Source organism: Variovorax sp. GW823-FHT04F07 (assembly GCF_058795995.1).
On the sequence record NZ_JBXAIG010000001.1, the window covers coordinates 1,534,715 to 1,561,481 of the forward strand.

General features: G+C 67.3%; 25 protein-coding genes. 6 read left to right on the forward strand and 19 right to left on the reverse strand.

The features are described from left to right. Positions 1-7: 7 nt before the first annotated feature. The 7 genes from hscA to uvrB all read right to left on the reverse strand — a co-directional run bounded on the left by hscA (position 8) and on the right by uvrB (position 7,457). Positions 8-1,870 (reverse strand): Fe-S protein assembly chaperone HscA, encoded by a 1,863-nt coding sequence (gene hscA, locus AC1RAA_RS07235; protein ID WP_492727409.1) that lies wholly within the window; start codon positions 1,868-1,870, stop codon positions 8-10. A 6-nt stretch (positions 1,871-1,876) separates the two neighbouring features. Further along, positions 1,877-2,395 (reverse strand): Fe-S protein assembly co-chaperone HscB, encoded by a 519-nt coding sequence (gene hscB, locus AC1RAA_RS07240; RefSeq protein WP_492727411.1) that lies wholly within the window; start codon positions 2,393-2,395, stop codon positions 1,877-1,879. Positions 2,396-2,458: 63 nt separating this feature from the next. Further along, complete coding sequence (gene iscA / locus AC1RAA_RS07245) at positions 2,459-2,782, reverse strand: iron-sulfur cluster assembly protein IscA (protein WP_007828190.1); 324 nt, start codon at positions 2,780-2,782, stop codon at positions 2,459-2,461. Between the two features lies 1 nt (position 2,783). Further along, positions 2,784-3,206 carry a Fe-S cluster assembly scaffold IscU gene (gene iscU / locus AC1RAA_RS07250; RefSeq protein ID WP_062473231.1) on the reverse strand — a complete coding sequence of 141 codons (423 nt, stop codon included), beginning with the start codon at positions 3,204-3,206 and terminating at the stop codon, positions 2,784-2,786. A 50-nt stretch (positions 3,207-3,256) separates the two neighbouring features. After that, positions 3,257-4,477 carry an IscS subfamily cysteine desulfurase gene (locus AC1RAA_RS07255; protein ID WP_062473230.1) on the reverse strand — a complete coding sequence of 407 codons (1,221 nt, stop codon included), beginning with the start codon at positions 4,475-4,477 and terminating at the stop codon, positions 3,257-3,259. Positions 4,478-4,564: 87 nt separating this feature from the next. Further along, a complete protein-coding gene (gene iscR, locus AC1RAA_RS07260; RefSeq protein ID WP_056580055.1) occupies positions 4,565-5,101 on the reverse strand; it encodes a Fe-S cluster assembly transcriptional regulator IscR in 537 nt (178 codons plus the stop codon). 238 nt (positions 5,102-5,339) lie between these two features. Next, positions 5,340-7,457 (reverse strand): excinuclease ABC subunit UvrB, encoded by a 2,118-nt coding sequence (uvrB, locus tag AC1RAA_RS07265; protein WP_492727413.1) that lies wholly within the window; start codon positions 7,455-7,457, stop codon positions 5,340-5,342. 105 nt (positions 7,458-7,562) lie between these two features. On the opposite strand from uvrB, the gene AC1RAA_RS07270 reads away from it, so the two are divergent. From AC1RAA_RS07270 to AC1RAA_RS07285, 4 genes are all read left to right on the forward strand, one after another. Next, on the forward strand, positions 7,563-8,759 hold the full coding sequence (locus AC1RAA_RS07270) for an amino acid aminotransferase (RefSeq protein ID WP_492727415.1): 1,197 nt from the start codon (positions 7,563-7,565) through the stop codon (positions 8,757-8,759). Between the two features lie 155 nt (positions 8,760-8,914). Further along, positions 8,915-10,375, forward strand: a complete 1,461-nt coding sequence (locus tag AC1RAA_RS07275) for a polyhydroxyalkanoate depolymerase (RefSeq protein ID WP_492727417.1) — start codon at positions 8,915-8,917, stop codon at positions 10,373-10,375. 19 nt (positions 10,376-10,394) lie between these two features. After that, on the forward strand, positions 10,395-11,027 hold the full coding sequence (locus AC1RAA_RS07280; protein ID WP_492727419.1) for an RnfABCDGE type electron transport complex subunit B: 633 nt from the start codon (positions 10,395-10,397) through the stop codon (positions 11,025-11,027). After that, positions 11,024-11,659: a LysE family translocator gene (locus AC1RAA_RS07285; RefSeq protein ID WP_095947175.1), complete on the forward strand. Its 636-nt coding sequence runs from the start codon at positions 11,024-11,026 to the stop codon at positions 11,657-11,659. Before AC1RAA_RS07280 ends, AC1RAA_RS07285 begins: the two co-directional genes overlap by 4 nt. Positions 11,660-11,671: 12 nt before the next feature. Here the strand turns inward: AC1RAA_RS07285 and yedA are convergent, their stop codons facing one another. Continuing rightward, entirely contained in the window at positions 11,672-12,595 is a 924-nt protein-coding gene (gene yedA / locus AC1RAA_RS07290; protein WP_492727423.1) for a drug/metabolite exporter YedA, read from the reverse strand. A 116-nt stretch (positions 12,596-12,711) separates the two neighbouring features. Between yedA and AC1RAA_RS07295 the strand changes: the two genes are divergently transcribed. Beyond that, positions 12,712-13,209, forward strand: coding sequence for an Lrp/AsnC family transcriptional regulator (locus tag AC1RAA_RS07295; protein WP_062473217.1), 498 nt, complete (start codon positions 12,712-12,714; stop codon positions 13,207-13,209). On the opposite strand, the gene AC1RAA_RS07300 is transcribed toward AC1RAA_RS07295, so the two are convergent. From AC1RAA_RS07300 to scpA, 7 genes are read right to left on the reverse strand one after another with little or no spacing between them, the layout of a single operon-like run. Beyond that, positions 13,199-13,684 carry a VOC family protein gene (locus AC1RAA_RS07300; RefSeq protein ID WP_056580047.1) on the reverse strand — a complete coding sequence of 162 codons (486 nt, stop codon included), beginning with the start codon at positions 13,682-13,684 and terminating at the stop codon, positions 13,199-13,201. The two genes, AC1RAA_RS07295 and AC1RAA_RS07300, sit on opposite strands and share 11 nt — an antisense overlap. Continuing rightward, complete coding sequence (gene bioB, locus AC1RAA_RS07305; protein ID WP_492727426.1) at positions 13,681-14,718, reverse strand: biotin synthase BioB; 1,038 nt, start codon at positions 14,716-14,718, stop codon at positions 13,681-13,683. The genes AC1RAA_RS07300 and bioB overlap by 4 nt, the downstream gene beginning before the upstream one ends. Then, a complete protein-coding gene (gene accC, locus AC1RAA_RS07310) occupies positions 14,718-16,766 on the reverse strand; it encodes an acetyl-CoA carboxylase biotin carboxylase subunit (protein ID WP_492727428.1) in 2,049 nt (682 codons plus the stop codon). Before accC ends, bioB begins: the two co-directional genes overlap by 1 nt. Before the next feature lie 21 nt (positions 16,767-16,787). Further along, the gene (locus AC1RAA_RS07315; protein WP_062473211.1) at positions 16,788-18,332 is read right to left on the reverse strand and encodes an acyl-CoA carboxylase subunit beta; all 1,545 of its coding nucleotides are present in this window, start codon (positions 18,330-18,332) and stop codon (positions 16,788-16,790) included. A gap of 59 nt (positions 18,333-18,391) precedes the next feature. Next, complete coding sequence (meaB, locus tag AC1RAA_RS07320) at positions 18,392-19,390, reverse strand: methylmalonyl Co-A mutase-associated GTPase MeaB (RefSeq protein WP_235926833.1); 999 nt, start codon at positions 19,388-19,390, stop codon at positions 18,392-18,394. 44 nt (positions 19,391-19,434) lie between these two features. Continuing rightward, positions 19,435-19,908, reverse strand: a complete 474-nt coding sequence (locus AC1RAA_RS07325; protein WP_095947171.1) for a GNAT family N-acetyltransferase — start codon at positions 19,906-19,908, stop codon at positions 19,435-19,437. Between the two features lie 11 nt (positions 19,909-19,919). Then, the gene (gene scpA / locus AC1RAA_RS07330) at positions 19,920-22,085 is read right to left on the reverse strand and encodes a methylmalonyl-CoA mutase (protein ID WP_492727431.1); all 2,166 of its coding nucleotides are present in this window, start codon (positions 22,083-22,085) and stop codon (positions 19,920-19,922) included. Positions 22,086-22,215: 130 nt separating this feature from the next. On the opposite strand from scpA, the gene AC1RAA_RS07335 reads away from it, so the two are divergent. Next, positions 22,216-22,863, forward strand: coding sequence for a GntR family transcriptional regulator (locus tag AC1RAA_RS07335; protein WP_062473203.1), 648 nt, complete (start codon positions 22,216-22,218; stop codon positions 22,861-22,863). Between the two features lie 139 nt (positions 22,864-23,002). Here the strand turns inward: AC1RAA_RS07335 and AC1RAA_RS07340 are convergent, their stop codons facing one another. The 4 genes from AC1RAA_RS07340 to AC1RAA_RS07355 all read right to left on the reverse strand — a co-directional run bounded on the left by AC1RAA_RS07340 (position 23,003) and on the right by AC1RAA_RS07355 (position 26,639). Then, positions 23,003-23,788: an IclR family transcriptional regulator gene (locus AC1RAA_RS07340; RefSeq protein ID WP_062473201.1), complete on the reverse strand. Its 786-nt coding sequence runs from the start codon at positions 23,786-23,788 to the stop codon at positions 23,003-23,005. A 164-nt stretch (positions 23,789-23,952) separates the two neighbouring features. Next, on the reverse strand, positions 23,953-24,948 hold the full coding sequence (dusA, locus tag AC1RAA_RS07345) for a tRNA dihydrouridine(20/20a) synthase DusA (protein ID WP_492727433.1): 996 nt from the start codon (positions 24,946-24,948) through the stop codon (positions 23,953-23,955). A gap of 31 nt (positions 24,949-24,979) precedes the next feature. Next, positions 24,980-25,795, reverse strand: a complete 816-nt coding sequence (locus AC1RAA_RS07350; protein WP_492727435.1) for a helix-turn-helix transcriptional regulator — start codon at positions 25,793-25,795, stop codon at positions 24,980-24,982. A 46-nt stretch (positions 25,796-25,841) separates the two neighbouring features. Continuing rightward, positions 25,842-26,639, reverse strand: a complete 798-nt coding sequence (locus AC1RAA_RS07355) for an acetoacetate decarboxylase family protein (RefSeq protein WP_492727437.1) — start codon at positions 26,637-26,639, stop codon at positions 25,842-25,844. Positions 26,640-26,767: the final 128 nt, after the last annotated feature.

Consider the following 26,767-nt stretch of genomic DNA (forward strand, 5'->3'; position numbering starts at 1 on the left):
GTTCTGTCTACAGGGATTCGACCTTGCGGCCGGCGAGCGCGCGTGCAATGCCCGCGTTCATGCGCTGGGCGGCGAAGGCTTCGGTGTCGTTGGCCAGCGCCTTCGTGGCGGCTTCGATCGCGGCGGCTTCGTTGCTGCTCTTGGCGGTTTCGCGCAGCCGCGCCATCGAGGCGTCGATGGCGGCGCGTTCTTCGGCGCTCAGCAGGTCGCCGTCGGCATCGAGCGCACTCTGCGTGGCCAGCAGCATGCGGTCGGCATCGACGCGCGATTCCACCAGCGCGCGGGCCTGCATGTCCTGCTGGGCGGTGGAGAAGCTTTCCTGCAGCATGGTCGCGATCTGGTCGTCCGACAGGCCGTACGAGGGCTTGACCGCCACGCTGGCCTCGACGCCGCTGCCCTGCTCCTTGGCGCTCACGCTCAGCAGGCCGTCGGCGTCGACGGTGAAGGTCACGCGGATGCGCGCCGCGCCGGCCGCCATCGGCGGGATGCCGCGCAGCGTGAAGCGCGCGAGGCTGCGGCAGTCGGACACGAGGTCGCGCTCGCCTTGCACCACATGCAGCGCCAACGCGGTCTGGCCGTCCTGGTAGGTCGTGAAGTCCTGGGCCATCGCGGTGGGGATGGTCTGGTTGCGCGGCACGATGCGCTCGACCAGGCCGCCCATGGTCTCGATGCCGAGCGACAGCGGGATCACGTCGAGCAGCAGCAGTTCGCCCGCGCCGTTGTTGCCGGCCAGCTGGTTGGCCTGGATGGCGGCGCCGAGCGCGACGACCTCGTCGGGGTTCAGGTTGATCAGCGGCTCGCGGCCGAAATACGCAGCCACTGCGCTGCGGATCTGCGGCATGCGCGTGGAGCCGCCGACGAGCACGATGCCCTGCAGGTCTTCGGGCTTGAGCTTCGCGTCGCGCAACGCCTTGCGCACGGCCGCGAGGGTGCGGTCAGTGAGCGCCTGCGTGGCGGCAAAGAACTGCGCGCGGGTCAGCGTGAACTCGGCCTTGCCGCCCGCCAGCGCGGCGCTGAAGAGGGTCGACTCGGCATCGGTCAGGGCCTCCTTGGCGGCGCGCGCGGCCACGAGCAGTGCGGCGCGGTCGTTGTCGCTGCCGGCCTGACGGCCGGTCTGCGCGAGCACGAAATCGGCGATGGCATGGTCGTAGTCGTCGCCGCCCAGGGCCGAGTCGCCGCCCGTGGCGATCACTTCGAACACGCCCTGCGTGAGCCGCAGGATCGAGATGTCGAAGGTGCCGCCGCCCAGGTCGTAGACCGCGTAGACGCCTTCGCTCGCGTTGTCCAGGCCGTAGGCAATGGCGGCGGCGGTCGGCTCGCTGATCAGGCGCAGCACGTTCAGGCCCGCGAGCTGCGCCGCATCCTTGGTCGCCTGGCGCTGGCCCTCGTCGAAGTACGCCGGCACGGTGATGACGGCGCCGTAGAGCTCGTCGTCGAAGGTGTCTTCAGCGCGGTAGCGCAGCGTGGCCAGGATCTCGGCGCTGATCTCGACGGGCGACTTCTCGCCGGCCGAGGTCTGCACCTTGACCATGCCGCCGTCGTCACCGCCGATGCGGTACGACATGGCGTCGCGGTTCGCGATGTCGGCCAGGCCGCGGCCCATGAGCCGCTTGACCGAGGTGATGGTGTTGGCGGGGTCCTGCGCGCGTGCAGCCACGGCGTCGAAGCCGATCTGGCGGCGGTCGCCGTCGAGGTAGCGCACGGCCGAGGGCAGCAGCACGCGGCCCTGGTCGTCGGGCAGGCATTCGGCCACGCCGTTGCGCACCGAGGCCACCAGCGAATGCGTGGTGCCAAGGTCGATGCCCACGGCGATGCGGCGCTGGTGCGGATCGGGCGCCTGGCCGGGTTCGGAAATCTGAAGAAGAGCCATAAGGGCTTATTGTCCCAACTGATCGATTTTGGTTTCGACGTCCTGCCCGAAGCGCTCAATGAACATGAGGGCTCTCACCTGCTGCACGGCGCCGGGGTAGTCGCCCTTTTCGTCGATCAGCCAGTCGAGCGACGAGAGTGCGCGGGCGCGCGTGGTTTCGACGTCGGCCTGCAGCAGCTCGACGGCGGCGATGTCGCGGGCGTCGTCGAGCGCTTCGCGCCACTCCATCTGCTGCATGAGAAAGGCACCCGGCATCGCCGTGTTGTTCTCCGCATTCAGCGGCGCGCCGTTGAGTTCGCAGATGTAGCTCGCGCGGCGGATCGGGTCTTTCAACCGCTGGTAGGCCTCGTTGATGCGCACCGACCACTGCATGGCCACGCGCTGCGCGGCGGCGCCCTGCGCGGCAAAGCGGTCCGGGTGCGCCTCGCGCTGCAGCTCCTTCCAGCGCGCGTCGAGCACGGCGCGGTCCTGCGCGAAGGTCGCCGGGACGGCGAACAGTTGGAAGTCGGTGTCGTTCAGATTCATGGCAAGAAAAAACCGCCAGCACATGACATGGTGGCGGCTGTGGTCGCGGTCAGCGACGACGCATCAGATGCGAAAACTTTCGCCGCAGCCGCAGCGGTCGCGTTCGTTCGGGTTGATGAACTTGAAGCCCTCGTTCAGGCCTTCGCGCACGAAGTCGAGCTGCGTGCCGTCGATGTAGGCCAGGCTCTTCGGGTCGACCAGCACCTTCACGCCGTGGTCTTCGAACACCACGTCTTCAGGCGTGAACTCGTCGACGTACTCGAGCTTGTAGGCCAGGCCAGAGCAGCCGGTGGTCTTCACGCCCAGCCGCACGCCCACGCCCTTGCCCCGTTTGCCGAGGTAGCGGGTGACGTGGCGCGCAGCGGCTTCGGTCAGCGTGACGGCCATCTCAGTGAACAGCAGCTTCGGCGGTCGACTCGGGGGTCTTGGCGCCGTGCTTGGCCTTGTAGTCGCTCACGGCCGCCTTGATGGCGTCTTCCGCGAGGATCGAGCAGTGGATCTTGACCGGCGGCAGCGCCAGTTCTTCGGCGATCTGCGCGTTCTTGAGGGCCGCCGCTTCGTCGAGCGTCTTGCCCTTGACCCATTCGGTCACGAGCGACGACGAGGCGATGGCCGAGCCGCAGCCGTAGGTCTTGAAGCGCGCGTCTTCGATCACGCCGGTTTCGGGGTTGACCTTGATCTGCAGCTTCATCACGTCGCCGCAAGCCGGTGCGCCGACCATGCCGGTGCCCACCGAGTCGTCGCCCTTTTCGAAGGAGCCGACGTTGCGGGGATTTTCGTAGTGGTCGATGACCTTGGAAGAATATGCCATGGTGTACCTCTCAAACTTTGTTCAATCGTGGAGCCTTGGGCTGGCCTGGGTCAGTGGGCCGACCACTGGATCGTGCTGATGTCGACGCCGTCCTGGAACATCTCCCACAGGGGGCTCAGCTCGCGCAGCTTGGCGACGTTGTGCTTGATGGTCGAGATGGCGTAGTCGATTTCTTCTTCGGTCGTGAAACGGCCGATGGTCATGCGCAGGCTGCTGTGGGCCAGCTCGTCGCTGCGGCCCAGGGCGCGCAGCACATAGCTGGGCTCCAGGCTGGCCGAGGTGCAGGCCGAACCCGACGACACCGCCAGGCCCTTGATGCCCATGATCAGCGACTCGCCTTCGACGTAGTTGAAGCTCATGTTCAGGTTGTGCGGCACGCGGCGCTCGAGGTCGCCGTTGATGAAGACCTGTTCGACATCCTTCAGGCCGTCGAGCAGGCGCTTCTGCAGACGCGCCGCATGGGCGATGTCGTCCTTCATCTCGAGCTTGGCGATGCGGTAGGCCTCGCCCATGCCGACGATCTGGTGCGTGGGCAGCGTGCCCGAGCGCATGCCGCGCTCATGGCCACCGCCGTGCATCTGCGCTTCGAGGCGGATGCGCGGCTTGCGGCGCACGTACAGCGCGCCGATGCCTTTGGGGCCGTAGGTCTTGTGCGACGCCAGGCTCATCAGGTCGATGGGCAGCTTCGTGATGTCGATGTCGATCTTGCCGGTGGCCTGGGCCGAGTCGACGTGGAAGATCACGCCCTTTTCGCGGCAGGCATTGCCCAGCGCGACCACGTCCTGGATCACGCCGATTTCGTTGTTCACGAAGAGCACGCTGGCCAGGATGGTGTCGGGACGGATGGCCGCCTTGAACTTTTCGAGATCGACGAGGCCGTTTTCCTCGACGTCGAGGTAGGTCACTTCGAAGCCCTGGCGCTCGAGTTCGCGCATGGTGTCGAGCACGGCCTTGTGCTCGGTCTTCAGGGTGATCAGGTGCTTGCCCTTGCCTTTGTAGAAGTGGGCCGCGCCCTTGAGCGCCAGGTTGATCGACTCGGTGGCGCCCGACGACCAGACGATTTCACGCGGGTCGGCGTTGATCAGGTCGGCCACCTGGCCGCGCGCCTTCTCGACCGCCTCTTCGGCTTCCCAGCCCCAGGCGTGGCTGCGCGATGCCGGGTTGCCGAAATGTTCGCGCAACCAGGGAATCATGGCGTCGACCACACGCGGGTCGACCGGCGTGGTGGCGCCGTAATCGAGATAGATCGGGAAATGAGGAGTGACGTCCATGGCTGGCTCGGGCTGGCGTGGGGGGTTGTGTTCTGGGATCAGGGCAAACTCAGGGCGATGCCCGCAGGCATCGCCAGACTCATCGGGTCAGGACTTCGCGAAGACGTTGCCGAGGGCGAAGACCGAATTCGGTGCGTTCACGCGGATGGGCTTGACCACCGGCTGGGCCGAGATGGCGCGCTTGACGACCGGCTTGTTCTCGATCTGCACGCCCTTGGCGATCTGGTCGTCGACCAGCTTCTGCAGCGTGACGGAGTCGAGGAACTCGACCATGCGCTGGTTCAGCGAGGCCCAGAGTTCGTGCGTCATGCAGCGACCCTGCTCACCGAGGCAGTTTTCCTTGCCGCCGCACTGCGTGGCATCGATCGGCTCGTCGACGGACACGATGATGTCGGCGACCGTGATGTCCGCCGCCTTGCGTCCGAGGCTGTAGCCGCCGCCGGGGCCGCGGGTCGATTCGACCAGCTCGTGGCGGCGCAGTTTGCCGAACAGCTGTTCGAGGTACGACAACGAAATCTGCTGCCGCTGGCTGATCGCAGCCAGCGTGACCGGACCGGTGTTCTGACGCAACGCCAGATCGATCATTGCTGTGACCGCAAAACGGCCTTTGGTAGTGAGACGCATCGCAAGCTCCTTCAAGTGCTTACCGTTGAAATGACACCACAGCCTTGGGCCGCGGTGACTTCGTCTCCGCCCTGCCCGACCCCGACGCTGGTGAACCAGCCGGTAGGAGTCGGTCCTTCATCGCGAAGTTCTTTGTTGTTGAGTATTTCGGTCAAGTATAGCAGATGCCCCTGAGATCTGCTCGGGTAAACCCCAGCGCGGCTCGCTTGAAGAAAGCGAACTTATGACCTATCCGAAATCAGGACGCCAAACCGGGGATGTTGTCGCCACCCGACGCCCCGAATGCCTGCTCGCGCAGCAGCGCCAGCTGGTCGCGCACCCGGGCCGCTTTCTCGAATTCGAGGTTGCGGGCGTGCTCCAGCATCTGCTTCTCGAGGCGCTTGATTTCCCGGGCGATGTCTTTCTCGCTCATGTCCTCGACCTTGGCGCGTTCCAGGTCGAGCTTGGCCATTTCCTTGCCGGTCTTCTCGCTGTAGACGCCGTCGATCAGGTCGCGCACCTGCTTCACGATGCTGCGCGGCGTGATGCCGTTCGCCTCGTTGTGGGCAATCTGCCGGGTGCGGCGGCGCTCGGTTTCACCGATGGCCTTCTTCATCGACTCGGTCATCCGGTCGGCATAAAGAATAGCCTTGCCGTTCAGGTTGCGCGCCGCCCGGCCGATGGTCTGGATCAGCGAGCGCTCGGCGCGCAGGAAGCCTTCCTTGTCGGCATCGAGGATCGCCACCAGCGACACCTCGGGAATGTCCAGTCCTTCGCGCAACAGGTTGATGCCCACCAGCACATCGAACGAGCCCAGTCGCAGGTCGCGAAGAATTTCCACCCGCTCGACCGTGTCGACGTCGCTGTGCAGGTAGCGCACCTTCACGCCGTTGTCGCCCAGGTAGTCGGTGAGCTGCTCGGCCATGCGCTTGGTCAGCGTGGTGATCAGCACGCGTTCGTTCTTCTCGACGCGGATGCGGATCTCGCCCAGCACGTCGTCCACCTGGTGCGTGGCGGGACGCACCTCGACCTCGGGGTCGATCAGCCCGGTGGGCCGCACCAGCTGCTCGACGACGTTGCCGGCGTGGTCCTTCTCGTACTGCGCGGGCGTGGCCGACACGAAGATGCACTGGCGCACCCGCTTTTCGAACTCCTCGAGCTTGAGCGGCCGGTTGTCCAGCGCGCTCGGCAGGCGAAAGCCGTACTCGACCAGCGTGACCTTGCGCGCCCGGTCCCCGTTGTACATGGCGCTGAGCTGGCCCATCATCTGGTGGCTCTCGTCGAGGAACATCAATGAGTCCTTCGGCATGTAGTCGGTGAGCGTCGCCGGCGGGTCGCCAGGCTCCGCGCCCGAGAGGTGCCGCGTGTAGTTCTCGATGCCCTTGCAGTGGCCGATCTCGGCCAGCATTTCCAGGTCGAAGCGCGTGCGCTGCTCCAGCCGCTGCGCCTCGACCAGCTTGCCTGCGCCGGTGAGCTCCTTGAGCCGGCCTGCCAGCTCGATCTTGATGGTCTCCACGGCCGCCAGCACCTTGTCGCGCGGCGTCACGTAGTGGCTCGACGGGTACACCGTGAAGCGCGGCACCTTCTGGCGGATGCGCCCGGTGAGCGGGTCGAACAGCTGCAGCGACTCGATCTCGTCGTCGAACAGCTCGAAGCGGATCGCCAGCTCGCTGTGCTCGGCCGGAAACACGTCGATGGTGTCGCCGCGCACCCGGAACGTGCCGCGGGCAAAGTCCTGCTCGTTGCGCGTGTACTGCATGCGGATGAGCCGCGAGATCAGGTCGCGCTGGCCGACCTTGTCGCCGACGCGGGCAATCAGCCGCATCTCCATGTAGTCCTCGGGCGTGCCGATGCCGTAGATGGCGCTCACCGTGGCCACAATGACCGTGTCGCGCCGCTCCAGCACGCTCTTGGTGGCCGACAGGCGCATCTGCTCGATGTGCTCGTTGATCGAGGAATCTTTCTCGATGAACAGATCGCGCTGCGGCACGTAGGCTTCGGGCTGGTAGTAGTCGTAGTAGCTCACGAAGTACTCGACGGCGTTCTTCGGGAAGAACTCGCGGAACTCGCTGTAGAGCTGGGCCGCCAGCGTCTTGTTGGGTGCGAACACGATGGCCGGGCGGCCCAGCCGGGCGATCACGTTGGCCATGGTGAAAGTCTTGCCCGAGCCCGTCACGCCCAGCAGCGTCTGGTACACCTCGCCGTCGAGCACCCCGGCCACCAGTCCGTCGATGGCCGCGGGCTGGTCGCCCGCCGGCGGATAGGGCTGGAACAGCTCGAACGGCGAATCCGGGTAGCGGATGAATTCGCCCTGCTTCGCCGGCCCGATGGGGTCGAGTTTCTTCAGGTCTGCTATGGCTTCGGTGTTCTCTGGCATGGCTGTTCCCGACAGGTGGCGTGGCGCCGGTAAAATTCAAGGCAACCGGAAAGGATAAAGCCTCCTCCGGTTGCCAGCGAAGCTTTCATCCCAAAGGACCTTTCCATGTCTATGTTCACCGCGGTCGAAATGGCGCCGCGCGACCCGATCCTCGGCCTCAACGAGCAATTTGCAGCCGACACCAACCCCAACAAGGTCAATCTCGGCGTCGGCGTGTATTACGACGACAACGGCAAGCTGCCCCTGCTCCAGTGCGTGCAGGCCGCAGAGCAGAACATGATGAAGGCCCCCTCGGCCCGCGGCTACCTGCCGATCGACGGCATCGTGGCCTACGACAACGCCGTCAAGGGCCTGGTCTTCGGCCCCGACAGCGAGCCCGTCACCTCCGGCCGCGTGGCCACCATCCAGGCCATCGGCGGCACCGGCGGCCTGAAGGTCGGCGCCGACTTCCTCAAGAAGCTCAACCCCAACGCCACCGTGCTGATCAGCGACCCGAGCTGGGAAAACCACCGCGCGCTGTTCACCAACGCCGGCTTCACGGTCGAGAGCTACCCCTACTACGACGCCGCCCAGCGCGGCATCAACTTCGACGGCATGCTGGCCGCCCTGAACGCGGCACCGGCCGGCACCATCGTCGTGCTGCACGCCTGCTGCCACAACCCGACCGGCTACGACATCACCCCCGAGCAGTGGGACCAGGTCGTTGCGGCCGTCAAGGCCAAGGGCCTGGTGCCCTTCCTCGACATGGCCTACCAGGGCTTCGGCTACGGCCTGAAGGAAGACGGCGCAGCCGTTGCCAAGTTCGTCGACGCCGGCCTGACCTTCTTCGTCTCGACCTCGTTCTCCAAGAGTTTCAGCCTGTACGGCGAACGCGTCGGCGCCCTGTCGGTGCTGTGCGAGAACAAGGAAGAAGCCGGCCGCGTGCTGTCGCAACTCAAGATCGCCATCCGCACCAACTACAGCAACCCGCCGATCCACGGCGGCGCCGTGGTGGCCGCGGTGCTCGGCACCCCCGAGCTGCGCGCCCTGTGGGAAAAGGAACTGGGTGAGATGCGCGTGCGCATCAAGGCCATGCGCCAGAAGCTGGTCGACGGCCTGAAGGCCGCCGGCGTGAAGGAAGACATGAGCTTCATCACCACCCAGATCGGCATGTTCAGCTACTCGGGCCTGACCAAGGACCAGATGGTGCGCCTGCGCAACGAGTTCGGCGTGTACGGCACCGACACCGGCCGCATGTGCGTCGCCGCGCTCAACAGCAAGAACATCGACTACGTCTGCGCGTCGATTGCGAAGGTCATCTAGGTGACAACCGGGTGTGAGTGAATCGACTTTTTGACGATTCGTTCACATTCGGCCACAGAAGCCGAATCCAGCCCGCTTCGGGCTAGGGTTCGGCCCCCTGCGCCGCGGCAAATGCACTGATATATTGCACTGCAACATCCACTCAAAGACCCGCGATGCTCTATCAACTCTACGAAGCCCAGCGTTCCCTGATGGAGCCCTTCTCGGACTTCGCCCAGGCCGCCTCCAAGCTCTACGGTCCCGGCGCCGTCTGGAGCCAACTGCCGATGGCACAGCGCATGGCCGCCGGCTATGACCTGCTGTACCGGCTGGGCAAGGACTACGAGAAGCCCGAGTTCAACATCAAGTCCGTCAAGGTCGACGGCGAAGAGGTCGTGATCCAGGAGGCCGTCGAGCTCGACAAGCCCTTCTGCGAACTGCGCCGCTTCAAGCGCTTCACCGACGAACCGCACATCCTCAAGACGCTCAAGAGCCAGCCCGTGGTGCTGATCGTGGCGCCGCTGTCGGGCCATTACGCCACGCTGCTGCGCGACACCGTGCGCACCATGCTGCAGGACCACAAGGTCTATATCACCGACTGGAAGAACGCGCGCCTGGTGCCGCTGTCCGACGGCGAGTTCCACCTGGACGACTACATCAACTACGTGCAGGAGTTCATCCGCCGCCTGCAGGCCGAGTACGGCAACTGCCACGTCGTGAGCGTGTGCCAGCCCACCGTGCCGGTGCTGGCGGCCGTGTCGCTCATGGCCAGCCGCGGCGAGCCCCTGCCCCTCACGATGACCATGATGGGCGGCCCGATCGACGCGCGCAAATCGCCCACGGCCGTGAACAACCTCGCGACCAACAAGAGCTTCGAGTGGTTCGAGAACAACGTGATCTACCGCGTGCCGCAAGGCTTCCCGGGCGCGGGCCGCAAGGTCTACCCGGGCTTCCTGCAGCACACGGGCTTCGTGGCCATGAACCCCGACCGCCACGCCAGCAGCCACTACGACTACTTCAAGGACCTGATCAAGGGTGACGACGCCAGCGCCGAAGCCCATCGCAAGTTCTACGACGAGTACAACGCCGTGCTCGACATGGACGCGGACTACTACCTGGAGACCATCCGCACCGTGTTCCAGGACTTCGACCTGGTCAACGGCACCTGGGACGTGAAGAGCCCCGCCGGCCAGGTGGAGCGCGTGCGCCCGCAGGACATCCATGCCACCGCCCTGCTCACCGTCGAAGGCGAACTCGACGACATCTCCGGCTCGGGCCAGACCCAGGCCGCGCACAGCCTGTGCACCGGCATCGCCGACGCCAAGCGCGAGCACTACGAGGTCAAGGGCGCGGGCCATTACGGCATCTTCAGCGGCCGCCGCTGGCGCGATCTGGTCTACCCGAAGGTGCGCAACTTCATCGCCGCCAGCGACGAGCCCCAGCGCCGCGCCGGCGCGCGCGAAGAGCTGCCGGCCGAAGACCGCATCAAGCCCGGCCAGAAGCTGAAGGCCGTGGCAACCGCTGCGGCCCGCAAGACGCCGGTCGCCGCCAAGAAGGCCGTCGCCGTGAAAGCCGCGCCGGCTGCCAAGAAGCCGGCCGCAGCGGCAAAGAAGCCCCGCGCCAGCGCCGCGCGCTGAGCCGCGCGCATCACCCACCGTGAACGGGCTGGCCGCACGCATCAACAACGCACTGCCTCAAACGCAGTGCACACGGTGCGGCTACCCGGATTGCGCGGGCTACGCGCAGGCCATCGCCGACGGCGAGGCCGACATCAACCAGTGCCCGCCGGGCGGCGCCGAAGGCATCGAACGCCTCGCGCTGCTCACCGGCCGGCCCGCACAACCGCTCGATCCGCAGTTCGGCACCGAAGGCCCGCGCGCCATGGCGGTCATCGACGAGGCCTGGTGCATCGGCTGCACGCTCTGTCTCGACGCTTGCCCGACCGACGCGATCATCGGCATCCACAAGCGCATGCACACGGTGATCGAGGCGCACTGCACGGGCTGCGAGCTGTGCATTCCGGTCTGCCCTGTCGACTGCATCTCGCTCGAAGTCGAAACGCCCGGTCGCAGCGGCTGGCAGGCGTGGTCGCAGGCACAGGCCGAGGCCGCACTGCAGCGCTACAAGCTGCACGCCCAACATCGCGACACCGCGAAGCGCGAGGCCGAACCCGCACCTGCCGCTGCCGAACCGCAGGCCGCCGACACGCGCAAGCGCTCCATCGTCGAAGCCGCCCTGGCACGTGCCCGGGCCGCCGCCGAACAACGCCAGGCCGCCACCAAACCATGACCCTCGACACTCTGCTGATCTATGCCGTCGCCTCGCTCGCCCTGGCGGTGATCCCCGGCCCGACCATGCTGCTGGCGCTGTCCAACGGCATCGACGGCGGCATGCGCCGCGCCAGCTGGGGCATCGCGGGCGCGTCGCTGGGCAGCGTCTCGCTGATCGCGGTCGTGGCGCTCGGGCTGGGCTCGCTGCTCGCGGCCTCGGAATGGCTCTTCAACGCGATCCGCGTTGCGGGCGTGGCCTACCTGGTCTGGCTCGGCATCAAGCTGTGGCGCAGCGAGGCGACCGACCTGGGCACGGCGCTGGCCAAGTCGGCCGTCGAGGTCCGTCCGCACGGGCGCATCGCCCTCGTGCGCAGCCTGATGGTGGCGCTGTCGAACCCGAAGACGGTGCTGTTCTTCGCCGCCTTCCTGCCCCAGTTCATCGACACCGCCAAGCCCCAGGGCATGCAGTACCTGGTGCTGGGCGCGATCTTCGTGGCGCTCGACACCTGCGTGATGCTGGCCTATGCCGGTGCCGGCACGCAGGCCGTGCGCTGGCTCTCGCGCCGCGGCCTCAAGGTGCTCAACCGCAGCTGCGCGGTCGGCATGTGGCTGCTGGCGGCCACCCTCGCCTTCTGGCGCCGCCCGGCCTGAGCCTCGTCGAACTCAGCCCTTCTGCGGGCGCTTGAACAGCAACAGCAGCACACCCGCCAGCACGACGCCCACGGCGTACCACTCGAAGCGCGTGACCGTCTCGTGGGCGATCCACACGCCCAGCAGCATCGCGATCACCGGGTTGACGAAGGTGTAGCTTGCCGCCAGCCCGGCCGGCGCCTGCGCGAGCAGCACCATGTAGGCGTTGAAGGCAATCAGCGAGCCGAACACCACGAGGTAGACCCAGGCCCCCAGCGCCACCGGCTGCGGCGGCCAGCGCATCGTTTCGCCCGACGCCGCGGCCAGCACCATCAGCACCACGCCGCCGCACAGCATTTCGCTGGCGAAGCCCATTGCGCCCGGCGCCAGCGGCAGCTTGCGCTGGCTCAGCACGCTGCCGAGCGACCAGCAGATGCAGGCCACGCAGATCGCCACCAGCCCCTCGGGCGAGGCCTTGAAGCCGCTGCCCTGCGTGAGCATCAGCACGCCGACGAGCCCCAGCGCGATGCCCGCCGCTTCGAGCCGCGCCGGCTTCACGCCCCAGATCAGGTTCAAGAGCGCAATCAGCAACGGGATGACGGCAATGAATGCCACCACCAGCCCCGAGCCGATCGACACCTCGGCCAGCGCCGTGCCACCCATGCCGCCGCCGAGCATCAGCGCGCCGACGACCAGCGCGTTGCGCCACTGCAGGCGCGTCGGCCAGGGCGTGCCGCGCCAGCGCATCCACGCCGCCAGCAGCACGCCCGCGACCAGGAAGCGCGAGCCCATCTGCAGGAACGGCGGAAAACTGATCAGCGCGTACTTGATGGCCAGGTAGGTCGAGCCCCAGACCACCCAGGTGGCGGCCAGGCACAGCCACAGCAGCGGCGTCAGCCGGGGGCGCGAGGAGGAAGTGGCAGGCGCGGCCTGCGCGGGCGTGGCGAGTGTCGACATATCGAGGGTGTCTCTTCTTGGTATGGAATGCCCGTCATGGTATGAAAGCCATGGGCCGGCAGCCATGCGAAATTCATGGTTCTGCTCGCACCGCACCGTCGATTTAAAGGACTTCCATGGACTTCACCTTGACCCCCACGCTGGACGCCCACGACACCCGCATCCTGGCCGAACTGCAGGCCGACGCGCGCCTGAGCATGGCCGAGCTGGGCCGCCGCGTGCACCTGAGCCAGCCGGCCGTGACCGAGCGCGTGAAGAAGCTGGAAGCCGCCGGCGTCATCACCGGCTACCGCGCCACCGTGAACCTCACGCGGCTGGGCTACGGCATCCGCGGGATCATCCGCGTCGGGCGCGCCGACTACGACCTCGTGGTGAAGCTGGTGCAGGAGACGCCCGAATGCGTCAACGCCTACAACGTGACCGGCGAGGACAGCTGGATCCTCGAGATCGCGGTGATCGACGTGCCGCACCTCGATGCGGTGCTCGCCAAGTTCTGCATCCTGACCGAGACCGCGACCTCGATCATCCTGAACCCGGCGCGCGAGCACCAGCCGATGCTGCCGCCGCAGCGCGCCGACGTGAAGCCGCCGGTGCGCAAGGCGCTCAGCGCGTAGCGGCGAGCGCGTTGAAGGCTGTCACCACCTCCGGCGGCGCCTGCACCATCTCGACCAGCACGCCCTCGCCCGAGATCGGGAACTCGTCGTTGGCCTTCGGGTGCAGGAAGCAGATGTCGAAGCCGGCCGCGCCCTTGCGGATGCCGCCCGGCGCAAAGCGCACGCCCTGCGCCGTGAGCCATTCGACGGCCTTGGGCAGGTCGTCGATCCACAGGCCGACGTGGTTCAGCGGCGTGGTGTGCACGGCAGGCTTCTTCTCGGGGTCCAGCGGTTGCATCAGGTCGACCTCGACCTTGAACGGGCCGCTGCCCATCGAACAGATGTCTTCGTCGACGTTCTCGCGCTCGCTGCGGAAGGTGCCCGTCACCTCGAGCCCCAGCATGTCGACCCACAGCTTCTGCAGACGCAGCTTGTCGGGGCCGCCGATGGCGATCTGCTGGATGCCCAGCACCTTGAAGGGACGCGGCGTGGTCATGCGCAGCCGCCTTCTTCGGCCTGCTCCTGCGTGCGGTGCGAGCGCAGGCCGAGCTTGCGCAGCAGCTGCACGTCGGCATCGACGTCGGGGTTGCCGGTGACCAGCAGCTTGTCGCCGTAGAAGATCGAGTTGGCGCCGGCCATGAAGCACAGGGCCTGCACCGCCTCGCCCATCTGCTGGCGGCCGGCCGACAGGCGCACGCGCGCGGTCGGCATCGTGATGCGCGCCACGGCGATCATGCGCACGAAGTCGAAGGGATCGACCGGCTCCGAGTCGGCCAGCGGCGTGCCGGGCACGCGCACCAGGCTGTTGATCGGCACCGACTCGGGGTACGGGTCCATGTTGGCGAGCTGCGCGATCAGCCCGGCGCGGTGCACCGGCTGCTCGCCCATGCCCACGATGCCGCCGCAGCACACGCTGATGCCGGCGCTGCGCACGGCCGCCAGCGTGTCCAGGCGGTCCTGGTAGGTGCGCGTGTCGACCACGTCGGTGTAGTACTCGGGCGCGGTGTCCAGGTTGTGGTTGTAGTAGTCCAGGCCCGCGGCCTTGAGCTGCTGCGCGTGGTGCGGCTCCAGCATGCCCAGCGTGGCGCAGGTCTGCAGGCCCAGGCCCTTCACGGCCTCGACCAGCACCGCCACCTTCTCGACGTCGCGGTCCTTGGGCGCGCGCCATGCGGCGCCCATGCAAAAGCGCGTGGCGCCGGCGTCCTTGGCGGCCTGCGCGGCGCGCACCACCTCGTCGACCTCCATGAGCTTCTGCGCCTTCACGCCGGTGTCGAACTCGGCCGACTGCGGGCAGTAGCCGCAGTTCTCGGGGCAGCCGCCGGTCTTCACCGACAGCAGCGTGGCCAGCTCGATGTCGCCCTCGGGGAAATGCCGGCGGTGCACGGTCTGCGCCTCGAACAGCAGTTCCATGAAAGGCTTGTCGAGCAGCGCCTGGATGGCCTCCACGGACCAGGGGCCCTGGGGCGTCGCCACGGCCTTGGCCGGGCGGTGCAGCATGATTGCCGCTTGTTGCAGGTCGTTGGCACCCATCAGTTGAACTCCAGAATGATTTGGTCGACGGCGAGCGATTCGCCCTTGGCCGCCGAGATCTTGCCCACCACGCCGTCCTGCGTGGCGAACAGCACGTTTTCCATCTTCATGGCCTCGATCACGGCCAGCTTCTCGCCGGCCTGGACCTGCTGCCCCGGCTGCACCGACACCTCGACCAACAGGCCCGGCATCGGCGACATCAGGAACTTGCTCAGGTCGGGCGGCGCCTTGTAGGGCATCAGCTCGAGCAGGCGCGCGCCCAGCGGCGACAGCACCATGGTCTCGACCTGCGTGCCGTCGTGCGACACGCGCAGTGCCAGCGGGTTCTTGCCCGCGCCGCGCTCCACTTGCGCCGTGAAAGGCTTGCCGTTGGCCGTGCCCTGCACGCGCACCGCGCCGAGCGCGAAGTCGCTCTCGATCTGGTAGCGCTTGTCGCCCACCGTGACGGCGCTGGCGCCGGTCTTGCCCTGGAAGTCGCTCACCGACACCGCGTGGTGCACATGCTTGCCCTCGGGGCCCAGCTCGACCACCACGAACTGCTCGCCCACCTTCACGCCATGGCCCGCGAGTTGCCCGCTGATGCCCGAGGCGCGCGCGCGGTAGCGGCGGTTGACGAAGGCGGCCAGCGCCACCAGGAACGCCGGATCGGCATGCGGCACGTCTTCCGCGTGGAAGCCCTTGCCGTAGTGCTCGGCGATGAAGCCGGTGTTGAAATCGCCCGCCACGAACTTCGGATGCGCCAGCAGCGCGGCCTGGAACGGGATGTTGCTGCTGATGCCACGGATCACGAAACCGTTGAGTGCCTCGCGCATGAGCGCGATCGCCTCGTTGCGGTCCTTGCCGTGCACGATGAGCTTGGCGATCATCGAGTCGTAGTACATCGGGATCTCGCCGCCGTCGTACACGCCGGTGTCCACGCGCACGCCGTGCAGGTGGCCGGTGTCGCTCGCGAACATGCTCTCGGCCGGCGGCTGGAACTTCACCAGCCGGCCCGTCGAGGGCAGGAAGTTGCGGAACGGGTCTTCGGCGTTGATGCGGCACTCGATGGCCCAGCCGTCGCGCTTCACGTCGGCCTGCGCCAGCGGCAGCTTCTCGCCGGCCGCCACGCGGATCATCAGCTCGACCAGGTCCAGGCCGGTGATGCACTCCGTCACCGGGTGCTCCACCTGCAGGCGCGTGTTCATCTCCAGGAAGTAGAAGCTCTGGTCCTTGCCGACCACGAACTCCACCGTGCCCGCGCTCTGGTACTTCACGGCCTTGGCCAGCTGCACCGCCTGCTCGCCCATCGCCTTGCGCGTGGCGTCGGTGATGAAGGGCGACGGCGCCTCCTCGATCACCTTCTGGTGGCGGCGCTGAATGGAGCACTCGCGCTCGTTCAGGTAGATGACGTTGCCGTGCGAGTCGCCCAGCACCTGGATCTCGATGTGGCGCGGCTCCTCGACGAACTTCTCGATGAACACGCGGTCGTCGCCGAAGCTGTTGCGCGCTTCATTGCGGCAAGAAGTGAAACCCTCGAAGGCCTCCTTGTCGTTGAAGGCCACGCGCAGGCCCTTGCCGCCGCCGCCGGCCGAGGCCTTGATCATCACCGGGTAGCCGATGTCCTTGGCGATCTCGACCGCGCGCTCGGCCGTCTCGATGGCGTCGTTCCAGCCCGGGATGGTGTTGACCTGGGCTTCGTTCGCGAGCTTCTTCGAGGCGATCTTGTCGCCCATGGCCGCGATCGAATAGTGCTTCGGGCCGATGAAGGCAATGCCCTCTTCCTCGACCTTGCGCGCAAAGGCTTCGTTCTCCGACAGGAAGCCGTAGCCCGGGTGCACAGCCTCGGCGCCCGTCTTCTTGCAGGCCGCGATGATGCGGTCGGCCTGCAGGTAGCTCTCACGGCTGGGCGCGGCACCGATGTGCACGGCCTCGTCGGCCAGCTCGACGTGGCGGGCTTCCTTGTCGGCGTCGGAGTAGACGGCGACGGTCAGGATGCCCATCTTCTTCGCGGTCTGGATGACGCGGCAGGCGATTTCGCCACGGTTGGCGATCAGGATCTTCTTGAACATGTTCTTCTTTCTCCGTGCGGCTCAGAGCGGAATGTTTCCGTGCTTGCGCCACGGGTTCTCGAGCTTCTTCTCGCGCAGCATCACGAGCGAGCGGCAGATGCGCTTGCGCGTCTCGTGCGGCAGGATCACGTCGTCGATGTAGCCGCGCGCGCCGGCCACGTACGGGTTGGCGAAGCGGGCCTTGTACTCGGCCTCGCGGGCGGCGAGCTTCTCGGGGTCGTTCTTGTCTTCGCGGAAGATGATCTCCACCGCGCCCTTGGCGCCCATCACCGCGATCTCGGCGCGCGGCCAGGCCAGGTTGACGTCGCCGCGCAGGTGCTTGGAGGCCATCACGTCGTACGCACCGCCGTAGGCCTTGCGCGTGATGACGGTGATCTTGGGCACCGTGCACTCCGCGTACGCGTACAGCAGCTTGGCGCCGTGCTTGATGATGCCGCCGTACTCCTGGCCGGTGCCGGGCATGAAGCCGGGCACGTCGACGAAGGTGATGACGGGGATGTTGAAGGCATCACAGAAGCGCACGAAGCGCGCGGCCTTGATGCTGCTCTTGATGTCCAGGCAGCCCGCCAGCACCAGCGGCTGGTTGGCCACGATGCCGACCGTCTGGCCTTCCATGCGCGCGAAGCCGATCACGATGTTCTTCGCGTAGTCGGGCTGCAGCTCGAAGAAGTCGCCGTCGTCCACCACCTTCAGGATCAGTTCCTTGATGTCGTAGGGCTTGTTCGGGTTGTCGGGCACCAGCGTGTCCAGCGAGTAGTCGGGCCGGTCGGCCGGGTCGCCCTGGCCGTCGTTGCCCAGGCGCACCGGCGGCTTCTCGCGGTTGTTCAGCGGCAGGTAGTTGTACAGGCGGCGCAACATCATCAGCGCCTCGACGTCGTTCTCGAACGCCATGTCGGCCACGCCGCTGCGCGTGGTGTGGGTGATGGCGCCGCCCAGTTCCTCGGCCGTGACGCTCTCGTGCGTCACGGTCTTCACCACCTCGGGGCCGGTGACGAACATGTAGCTGCTGTCCTTCACCATGAAGATGAAGTCGGTCATGGCGGGCGAGTACACCGCGCCGCCGGCGCACGGGCCCATGATCATGCTGATCTGCGGCACCACGCCCGAGGCCATCACATTGCGCTGGAACACGTCGGCATAGCCGCCCAGCGAGGCCACGCCTTCCTGGATGCGGGCGCCGCCCGAGTCGTTCAGGCCGATGACCGGTGCGCCGACCTTCATGGCCTGGTCCATCACCTTGCAGATCTTCTCGGCGTGGGCTTCGCTGAGCGCGCCGCCGAAGACCGTGAAGTCCTGGCTGAACACGAACACGAGGCGGCCGTTGATCATGCCGTAGCCCGTGACCACGCCGTCGCCGGGGATCTTCTGCTCGGCCATGCCGAAGTCGACCGAGCGGTGCTCGACGAACATGTCCCACTCTTCAAACGTGCCGTCGTCGAGCAGCAGCTCGATGCGCTCGCGCGCCGTGAGCTTGCCCTTGGCGTGCTGCGCGTCGATGCGCTTCTGCCCGCCGCCGAGTCGCGCCTGGGCGCGCTTCTTTTCGAGTTGTTCGATCAGTTCTTGCATGGTGTGCTTCCGAAGCTGTGGTTCTGGATTGCTGGGAGAGTCTTGTGGGGGCCGGGGTGTCACACCCGGGCGGTGATGGCTGCCGCGGCGAGCAGCTGGCGCGCCGCCGTCGAGGCCGGCAGGCTGCCCTGGGCCACCTGCTGCGTGAGTTGCGGCAGCAGCTCGCGCACCTGCGCGTGCTGGCGGAACGCCTGCTTGAGCCCGGCGTCGATGCGTTCCCACATCCACGCGGTGGCCTGTTTTTCGCGGCGCTTCGCGAGCTTGCCGTTGGCGGTCTGTAGCGTCTTGAATTCGAGCACGGCGTCCCAGAAGGCGTCGACGCCGGTGCCGGCGAGCGCGCTCAGCTGCAGCACCTTGGGCAGCCAGAAACGGCGCTCCACGCCGCTGTGCGCGTCGTGCACCGCGTGCGCGTGGTCGGGGTTGCCCTGGTGGCCGAACAGGCGCAGCGCCGAGGTGATCTGCGCCTGCGCGCGCGTGGCGGCGTCGCGGTCGATGTCGGCCTTGTTGATGGCGACCAGGTCGGCCAGCTCCATCACGCCCTTCTTGATCGCCTGCAGGTCGTCGCCCGCGTTGGGCAGCTGCAGCAGCACGAACATGTCGGTCATGCCGGCCACGGCCGTTTCGCTCTGGCCCACGCCCACGGTCTCGACGATGACGATGTCGTAGCCCGCGGCCTCGCAGACCAGCATGGCCTCGCGCGTCTTCTCGGCCACGCCGCCGAGCGTGCCGCTCGAGGGGCTGGGCCGGATGTAGGCGCGCTCGTGCACCGACAGGCGCTCCATGCGCGTCTTGTCGCCGAGGATGGAGCCGCCCGACACGGTGGACGAGGGGTCGATGGTGAGCACCGCCACGCGGTGGCCCTTGCCGATCAGCAACAGGCCCAGCGTTTCGATGAAGGTCGACTTGCCCACGCCGGGCACGCCCGAGATGCCGAGACGAAACGATGCGCCGGTGCGCGGCAGCAGCGCCGTGAGCAGTTCGTCGGCCTGCGCGCGATGGTCGGTGCGCGTCGATTCGAGCAGCGTGATCGCCTTGGCGATGGCACGCCGCTGCGCCATGCCCGGCGCATCGGCCAGCGCGCGTTCGAGCGCGCCGACGGTGTTCAGCACGCGGCCTCCGACGCCACGCGCCAGCGGTAGTGCAGGTCGACGCCCTCCTCGCCTTCGAGCACGAAGCCGTGCCGCTGGTAGAAGCGGTTGGCGTCGCTCTGCACGAGCGCGGTGAGCTTGATGTCCAGCTGCTGTTCGCGCGCCTGCGCCTTGGCCCAGCGCAGCGCCCATTCGCCGATGCCGCGCCCCTGGAAGCCGGTGCGCAGGTACAGGTGATCGAGGCGCAGCGCATCCGCGTCCTCGGGCTTGAGCGTGATGAAGCCCAGGCGCTGCTCACCGTCGAGCACGATGTGGTGCATGTACGGCACCACGAAACCGGCCGACAGGCGCTCGCGCGAGCGCGTGAGGTCGAAACGGCCGACGCGCTCCAAGCTCGGACGCATCGCATCGATGCGCACGGCCAGCATGTCTTCGAAATCGCTGGAATCCACGGGCTGCAGCGACAGCCGCGACAAGAGATCGCCCACGTCGATTCGTCTCAGACTACGACGGCCGCGCGGATCTGCTCCAGCACGTCCTTGGCGCTGGCCGGGATGGGCGTGCCCGGGCCGTAGATGCCCTTGACGCCGGCTTCGTAGAGGAAGTCGTAGTCCTGGCGCGGAATCACGCCGCCGACGAAGACGATGATGTCGTCCGCGCCCTGCTTGCGCAGCTCTTCGATGATGGCCGGCACCAGCGTCTTGTGGCCGGCGGCGAGCGTGCTCACGCCCACGGCATGCACGTCGTTCTCGATGGCCTGGCGCGCGCACTCTTCGGGCGTCTGGAACAGCGGGCCCATGTCGACGTCGAAGCCCAGGTCGGCGAACGCTGTGGCGACGACCTTCGCGCCGCGGTCATGCCCGTCCTGGCCGAGCTTGGAAATCATCACGCGCGGGCGGCGGCCTTGCGCCTCGGCGAAGTCGTTGATCTCGGTCTTGAGCGCTTCCCAGCCTTCGGCCGAGTCATAGGCGGCAGCGTACACACCGGTCACCTTCTGCGTGTCGGCGCGATGGCGGCCGAATGACTTTTCGAGGGCGTCGGAAATCTCGCCGACGGTGGCGCGCGCGCGCACCGCGTCGATGCTCAGCGCCAGCAGGTTGCCGGTGTTGTTCTCGGCGGCATCGGTGAGCGCGTCCAGCGCGGCCTGCACCTTGGCGTTGTCGCGCGAAGCGCGGATGCTCTGCAGGCGCGCCACCTGCTGCTCGCGCACCTTCACGTTGTCGATCGACAGGCTGTCGATCGCGTCTTCGTTCTTGAGCTTGTACTTGTTGACGCCGACGATCACGTCCTTGCCCGAGTCGATGCGCGCCTGCTTCTCGGCGGCGGCGGCTTCGATCTTGAGCTTGGCCCAGCCGCTGTCCACGGCCTTGGTCATGCCGCCCATCGCTTCGACCTCTTCGATGATGGTCCAGGCGGCGTCGGCCATGTCCTGCGTGAGCTTCTCCATCATGTAGCTGCCGGCCCAGGGGTCGATCACGTTCGTGATGTGCGTCTCTTCCTGGATGATGAGCTGCGTGTTTCGCGCGATGCGGGCGCTGAACTCGGTGGGCAGCGCAATGGCTTCGTCGAGCGCGTTGGTGTGCAGGCTCTGCGTGCCGCCGAACACCGCGGCCATCGCCTCGATGGTGGTGCGCACCACGTTGTTGTACGGGTCCTGCTCGGTGAGCGACCAGCCAGACGTTTGGCAGTGCGTGCGCAGCATCAGGCTCTTGGGGTTCTTGGGGTTGAACTCCTTCATGATGCGGCACCACAACAGACGCGCCGCGCGCATCTTGGCCACTTCCAGATAGAAGTTCATGCCGATGGCCCAGAAGAAGCTCAGGCGCCCGGCAAAGCCGTCGACGTCCAGGCCCTTGGCCAGCGCGGTCTTCACGTATTCCTTGCCGTCGGCCAGCGTGAACGCGAGCTCCAGCGCCTGGTTGGCGCCGGCTTCCTGCATGTGATAGCCGCTGATCGAGATCGAGTTGAACTTGGGCATCTTCTGCGCCGTGTACTCGATGATGTCGCCAATGATCCGCATGCTCGGCGCCGGCGGAAAGATGTACGTGTTGCGGACCATGAACTCCTTGAGGATGTCGTTCTGGATGGTTCCGCTCAGCTGATCTTGTGCCACGCCCTGCTCTTCGGCCGCGACCACGTAGCCCGCGAGCACCGGCAGCACGGCACCGTTCATCGTCATGGACACGCTCACCTTGTCGAGCGGAATCTGGTCGAACAGGATCTTCATGTCCTCGACCGAGTCGATCGCCACGCCGGCCTTGCCGACGTCGCCGGTCACGCGCGGATGGTCGCTGTCGTAGCCGCGGTGGGTGGCTAGGTCGAAGGCCACGCTCACGCCCTGCCCGCCGGCGGCCAGCGCCTTGCGGTAGAAGGCGTTCGATTCCTCGGCGGTCGAGAAGCCGGCGTACTGGCGGATGGTCCAGGGGCGCACCGCGTACATGGTGGCCTGCGGGCCGCGCAGGTAGGGCTCGAAGCCGGGCAGCGTGTCGGTGTACTTCAGGCCTCGCAGGTCGGCCGCGGTGTACAGCGGCTTCACGCTGATGCCGTCGGGCGTGATCCAGTTCAGCGCATTCACGTCGCCGCCGGGCGCCGACTTGGCGGCGGACTTGGCCCAGGCGTCGAGATCGGCCGGCTTGTAGGTGGGTTCGGGTGTGCTGCTGCTCATGGAAGGCGCCGCTCCAGGCGGTGGTCTGACGGGATTCGCAAGGTCGCTTGCACGGATTTGCAAGCCGTTCACAAGTCTAACCCATCTGTAATTATTAATTCAAACGCGATTTTGAAGTACAGTTCAGCCCATGTCCGCCGTCACCCTGACCCCCCGCGCCCTCTATGAAGAGGTGGCCGAGCTCCTGCGCCAGCGGATCTTCCGCCGCGAACTGGAGCCGGGCAGCTGGATCGACGAGCTCAAGCTGGCCGAGGAATACGGCATCAGCCGCACGCCCCTGCGCGAGGCGCTGAAGGTGCTGGCCGCCGAAGGGCTGGTGACGATGAAGGTGCGCCGCGGCGCCTACGTCACCGAGGTGTCGGAGCAGGACCTGGCCGACGTGTACCACCTGCTCTCGCTGCTCGAGAGCGACGCCGCCGGCGTGGTGGCCGAGCGCGCCACCGATGCCCAGCGCGCCGAGCTGAAGGCGCTGCACGCCGAGCTGGAAGCCGCCGCCGCCCCCGGCAAGGAAGACCGCGAGCACTTCTTTGCGGTGAACGAGCGCTTCCACATGAGCCTGCTGGCCATTGCCAACAACAAGTGGCGCGACCAGATGGTGGCCGACCTGCGCAAGGTGATGAAGCTCAATCGCCACAACTCGCTGCTGAAGGCGGGGCGCATTGGCGAGTCGCTGGCGGAGCACCGTGCGGTGATGGCGGCCATCGAGGCGCGCGACGCCGCCACGGCCATGGCGCGCATGCGCGAGCACTTCCTCAACGGCCTGGAAGCCGCTGTATAGGGCTCTCCCCCAGGCTGCGCGCACTTCGTGTCGCTTCGCCAACCCCCTTCCGGGGGCGACGCCTGCGGCCCGGCGGAGCCGGTTCCGCGGCGTCTCACGAAGGTGACCGGCGCCCTTCGGGCGCGGTCTATTTCCTTTTTCAGCCTAGCGTGAGGGTGCCGGCCTCTGTCGCGATGCGCTGGGCGATTTCCAGCATGCGCGGGGCGACACGGCTCAGCATGGCCTCCCTCGGCAGCAGGTAGGCGGGGCCGCCGCAGCTCACGCCGTAGCGTTCGCCGCGCGGGCCTTCCAGTGCGAAGCCCAGGGCGTGGATCTGGGGGTTCCATTCGCCGAAGGAGGTGCAGTAGCCCAAGCGGGCGTGCTCTTCGAGGCTGGCGATGAGGCGCGGCTCGATGGCGTGCCAGTTCTCGCCGGTTTCGAGGCGGATCTGCTCCAGCAATGCCGACTGCTCGGGCCCGGGCAAGGCGCCGATGTAGGCGCGGCCGGAGGCGGAGGTGGCGATGGACATGCGCGAGCCGACGTCGATGCGGGAGCTGATGAGCGCCGAGCGCGGGCGCAGCGAATCGATGACCAGCATGTCCAGGTCGTCGCGCACCGCCATGTGGATGCTGGCGCCCGACAGTTCGGCCAGGTTGCTCAGATGGGGGCGCGCCAGCGCCCTCAGGTCGAAATTGCGCAGGTAGCGGCTGCTCATGTCGAGCAACACCGGCCCCAGGCTGAAACGCTCGCTGTCTTGCGACTGCCGCAGATACCCCGCCCCCACCAACGTCGCCGTGAGGCGCGACACCGTGGCCTTCGGAATGCCGGTGGTGTCGGCCAATTCCCGGTTTCCGACGGGCGCTGCCGCCATCCCGATGACCTTCAGCAGCGACAACCCCCTGGCAAGCGCACTGACTTCTTCCTTGCTGCCTGCAGCTTCACTCATAAGACAGAACCTTTTTCTTGTTTCCCTGACCGCCTTATTCTTGAGCAAAAACAGGTGCTTCGCTCACACTTGTTGTTGCATTGTCATGAAACTGTGTTCCATCGAGCGTCAACTTCGCTCAATTGTGTTGACTGTCTACAAAGTCGGGGCGGCAAGGCCGAAATTCAGGCGGCCTGGGCGGCAGGTTCGTGCGCCAGCGCCATCACTTCGTGCGGCGGGCGGGTCTTCAGGCGGTGGTCGCTCCAGACCTGGCGCCAGCGGCGCGCGCCGGGCAGGCCGTTGCGCAGGCCCAGCATGTGGCGCGCGATCGACCACCAGTTCGTGCCGTGTTCGGCCGCCTCGCGGACCATGTAGTCGCACATCTGCGCCTCGATGTCCTCGCGCGTGAGCGTCTGCGGGGCCTCGCCGTAGAACTCGGCGTCCCATTCGGCCAGCCACCAGGGGTTGTGATACGCCTCGCGGCCGATCATGGCGCCGTCGAGCAGCCGCAGGTGCTCGTGCACCTGCGCGTTGGTGGCGATGCCGCCGTTGATCGAAAACTGCAGCGCCGGAAAGTCGTGCTTCAGGCGGTGCACCAGCGCATAGCGCAGCGGCGGAATCTCGCGGTTCTGCTTCGGGCTCAGGCCCTGCAACCAGGCGTTGCGCGCATGCACGATGAACGTGCCGCAGCCGGCCTCGCTCACCGCGCCGACGAAGTCGCGCACGAACTCGTAGCTCTCGATCTTGTCGATGCCGATGCGGTGCTTCACCGTGACCGGCACATCGACCACGTCGACCATCGCCTTCACGCAATCGGCCACCAGCTGCGGCTCGTTCATGAGGCAGGCCCCGAACGCGCCGCGCTGCACGCGCTCGCTCGGGCAACCGCAGTTCAGGTTGATCTCGTCGTAGCCCCACTCCTGCCCGAGCTTCGCGCAGTGCGCCAGGTCGTGCGGCTCGCTGCCGCCGAGCTGCAGCGCCACGGGGTGTTCTTCTTCATGAAAGCGCAGGTGGCGCGGCACGTCGCCGTGGATCAGCGCGCCGGTGGTCACCATCTCCGTGTAGAGCAGCGCGTGGCGCGTCATGAGGCGGTGGAAGACGCGGCAATGCCTGTCGGTCCAATCCATCATGGGCGCGACGGAGATGATTTTTTCTTTCAGATTCAAGGACTTGTCGTTCATACGCGGGGCGCTCGCTCGGGGGCGTAGTTTCTCACGCGACGGTTTTTGGCGAGCCGCCTGCCCGGTAGTTCCCCGGCGTCACGCCGAAGCAGCGGCGGAACCAGCGCGAGAAATGCGCCTGGTCGGCAAAGCCGCATTGCGCGGCCACCTCGGCGGGCGCATGGCCCTCGCGCAGCAGCACCTTGGCGCGGGCGATGCGCGCCAGCCGCGCGTACTGCGCCGGCGCCATGCCGACCGCCGCGCGGAACAGGCGATGGAAGTGCTCGCGCGACACGCCGAGCCGTTCGGCCAGCGACGCGGGTTCGATGCGGCAGGCGTCCTCGGTCGCGAGCAGGTCGCACACGGCCTCGACGCGCGCATCCCCTGTCGCCCGCGCAACCGCCACGAGCGGCTCGGTCGTCTGCGTGCGGAAGATGCCGTCGAGCAGCGCGCCGATGCGCGCACCGTCCTTCGCCGATGACGCCTGCGCGAGCGCATCGACGCTCGCCTCGTCGCGCCAGACCTCCTGCCGCAGCGACCCGCGCCGACCAGCCGGCCACCCCATTCGCGCCGCCACCCAGGCGTGCGGCACATACAGCATCACCATGCGAAAGCCTTGGGCGCTCACGCCGGCCGTGTGCAGCGCGAACGGCGGCATCAGCACCAGCTCGCCGGCCTGCGCCGAGCGGGGCGCGCCGGCGCAGACGAACTCGCAGCGGCCTTCGACGATCGCGCCCACGCTCCACTCCGCATGCCAGTGCAGCGCGAAGTGCGCCTTGGGATCGCCCGCGAACATCACCTCGACCGGCGTGCCGTCGGCCAGCGGCATGCCGATCACGTGCGAGGTCGTCGGGGCGGGAAGCGTCATGGCCCGCCGAGGGTAGCGCAGCCACCCGCCGGAGGCAGCGCCCTCCTCACACCGCGATCGCGCCGCGCACCGTGAGGCCCATCCAGCCCGCGCTGGCCTGCGTCGCCTGCACGGGGCCGAGCAGCGCCAGTTCCTCCACCGGATGCTCGTGAAAGCGCAGCGTGGCCTCGCCGTGAACCCAGCCCGTTTCGACACGGTCGATGATGTCGGCACGCAGGTAGCGCGGCACCGTCACGCTGCCGGCTTGCGTCAGGTCAGGCCAGCCGATGGCGCCGATGGTGGGCGCGGCCAGGAAGCCGAGTGGCCCGCTCGCCTCGCCCGACAACGTGACCGTGGCATCCACCAGCCGCCGCTCCTTCACGCTGAGGCTCGCGCCGAGCCGGCTGCCGGCCGCCATCGGCGCGGCGGCCGGATGGATCAGCGGCAGGCTGCGCGTGAGCCAGGTCTGGCCGATCTTCTTGGGCCAGCCCTGCAGCCAGCCGCGCAGCATCGAGATGTCCTGGTCGACGTAGATGAGCGGGCAGTAGAAGCAGCGGCGCGACGTGTCGCCGCGCGCCGGTTCGATCTCGAGCACCACGATGGTCTCGCGGTATTGCGCGTACACCGGGTCGAGCATTTCGCGCCCGTCGTCGCCGCACGATTGCCAGTCGGCGAAATGCACGCAGCCGTTGCCCGTGGCCACGCCGACCTCCGGCGGCACCAGCGCGGCGCCGCGTGCGGCATCGAACGAGAAGCCCACATTGACCAGCCACCCGGCGTAGTGCCACGGCGGCGCCTGCACGAGCGCGCTGCGGCCCGAAGCGGTGAAGGGTGGAGCGAAGGAAGACGAAGAAGAACGCGGCATCGAAGAACCTGTCGTGACGGAGTCAAAGAAGCCCCGCAAGATAGGCACGCCCCGCCTCCGCGTCTTGTACGCCAGTGATGCAATGCACAAACAGCGCTTTCGCGTGCGCGGGGGACGCCATGTGGCGG